Origin of the sequence: Aquibium carbonis (assembly GCF_003970795.1) — a bacterium.
Lineage (GTDB): Bacteria > Pseudomonadota > Alphaproteobacteria > Rhizobiales > Rhizobiaceae > Aquibium > Aquibium carbonis.
Genome location: NZ_RWKW01000182.1, coordinates 1 through 1,148, shown reverse-complemented (window position 1 = coordinate 1,148; position 1,148 = coordinate 1). Strand labels below are relative to the sequence as shown.

At 72.5% G+C, this 1,148-nt stretch carries 3 protein-coding genes; 1 reads left to right on the top strand and 2 read right to left on the bottom strand.

Annotated features, from left to right (window positions below; all coding sequences use genetic code 11):
* A partial coding sequence (locus tag EJC49_RS25470; RefSeq protein WP_170314874.1) for an anti-sigma factor domain-containing protein occupies window positions 1-444 on the top strand: 444 nt, incomplete at its 5' end.
* A 45-nt stretch (window positions 445-489) separates the two neighbouring features.
* On the opposite strand, the gene EJC49_RS25465 is transcribed toward EJC49_RS25470, so the two are convergent.
* A complete protein-coding gene (locus tag EJC49_RS25465; protein WP_126702716.1) occupies window positions 490-825 on the bottom strand; it encodes a hypothetical protein in 336 nt (111 codons plus the stop codon).
* A 233-nt stretch (window positions 826-1,058) separates the two neighbouring features.
* Window positions 1,059-1,148 (bottom strand): GNAT family N-acetyltransferase (locus tag EJC49_RS25460; protein ID WP_148106343.1); only part of this gene is annotated, 90 nt, incomplete at its 5' end.

Here is a 1,148-nt window from a genome sequence, read left to right as displayed (position 1 = left end):
CGGCGGCGCGCCGGCGCGTGGCGTCCGGCCTTGATGGCGGCCAGCATCGCCGCGGCGCTGGGCGTCGGCTATCTCGCGGGCACGACGCTGTCGCCACGGCCGCAGCCGGTGGTCGTGGTGGTGCTCGACACGCCGGACGCGGTGCCCGGCGCGATCTTCGAGGCCTTTGCCGACGACACCGTCCGCATCGTGCCCCTGCAGGATTTCGCCGTGCCGGAGGGCAAGACGCTGCAGGTCTGGACGCTCTACGACCAGTCCGTCGGCCCGGTGTCCATCGGTACCTTGCCGCGCGCCACGCCGGCCGTGCTGAGGGGACCGAGCCAGCCGCGGCCGCAGGCCGAGCAACTTTACGAGATCACGCTGGAACCCGCCCCCGGCTCGCCGACCGGCCGGCCGACGGGGCCGATCATCGTCAAGGGCTTCGCCAAGCGCCCGCCGGGGTGACACAGCGGGGCGCGGTGCCGCCGCGACGGCGCGGCTGGAAGACGGTCAGCCGCGCACGCAGCTGAAGCCCACGCGGCCAAGGCCCATGTCGCCGCCGCTGCACTGCATGAAGGGCGCCTCCGGCCGGCGGTGGATCCAGTAGTCGCCGCCGAACATGCGGTAGACGCAGACCAGCGAGGGCTGGCCGCCGATCATCTCGACGCGGGCGGCGGTGACGCGGCTCGACTGGTTGGTGGCCGTCCACGACGCATCGCCCGTGTGGCTGACGATACCGCGGGCTTCCGGCGGGCAGTAGTGGACCTGCGAGGCGGCCAACGACGGCGAAACGCCGCTGGCGGATGCAAGGGCGACGAAGGCTGCAAGGACGAGAAGGCGACGCATGGGAACTCCCCCTTCGGCGGCGGGCGAAGGCCGGCCGCGACCGGGAGGAAGAATCCGTCAGGCGCGATGAACACGGCATGAATGCACGGGTTCCGGCACCTGCTGTGGTTAATGCCGGCTTGCCGGGAGGGTGGCGCAGGGCATCGTCCGATCGTGCCGCGGCGAACCGGTCGGCGGAGGCCGGACGGCGACGGGCGAACGGGGACGGTCCGTCCTGCCCCCGTTGGTCTCGTCTAGCCCTTCAGCACGTCGGCCCACTCGGGATGGCGGCGGAACTGTTCGCGGGCGAAGGGACAGAGCGGGATGATGGTCTTGCCGGCCGC

Excerpts from the sequence above, each read along its gene's own strand:
- EJC49_RS25465 (WP_126702716.1), bottom strand. The coding sequence starts at position 825 with ATGCGTCGCCTTCTCGTCCTTGCAGCCTTCGTCGCCCTTGCATCCGCC.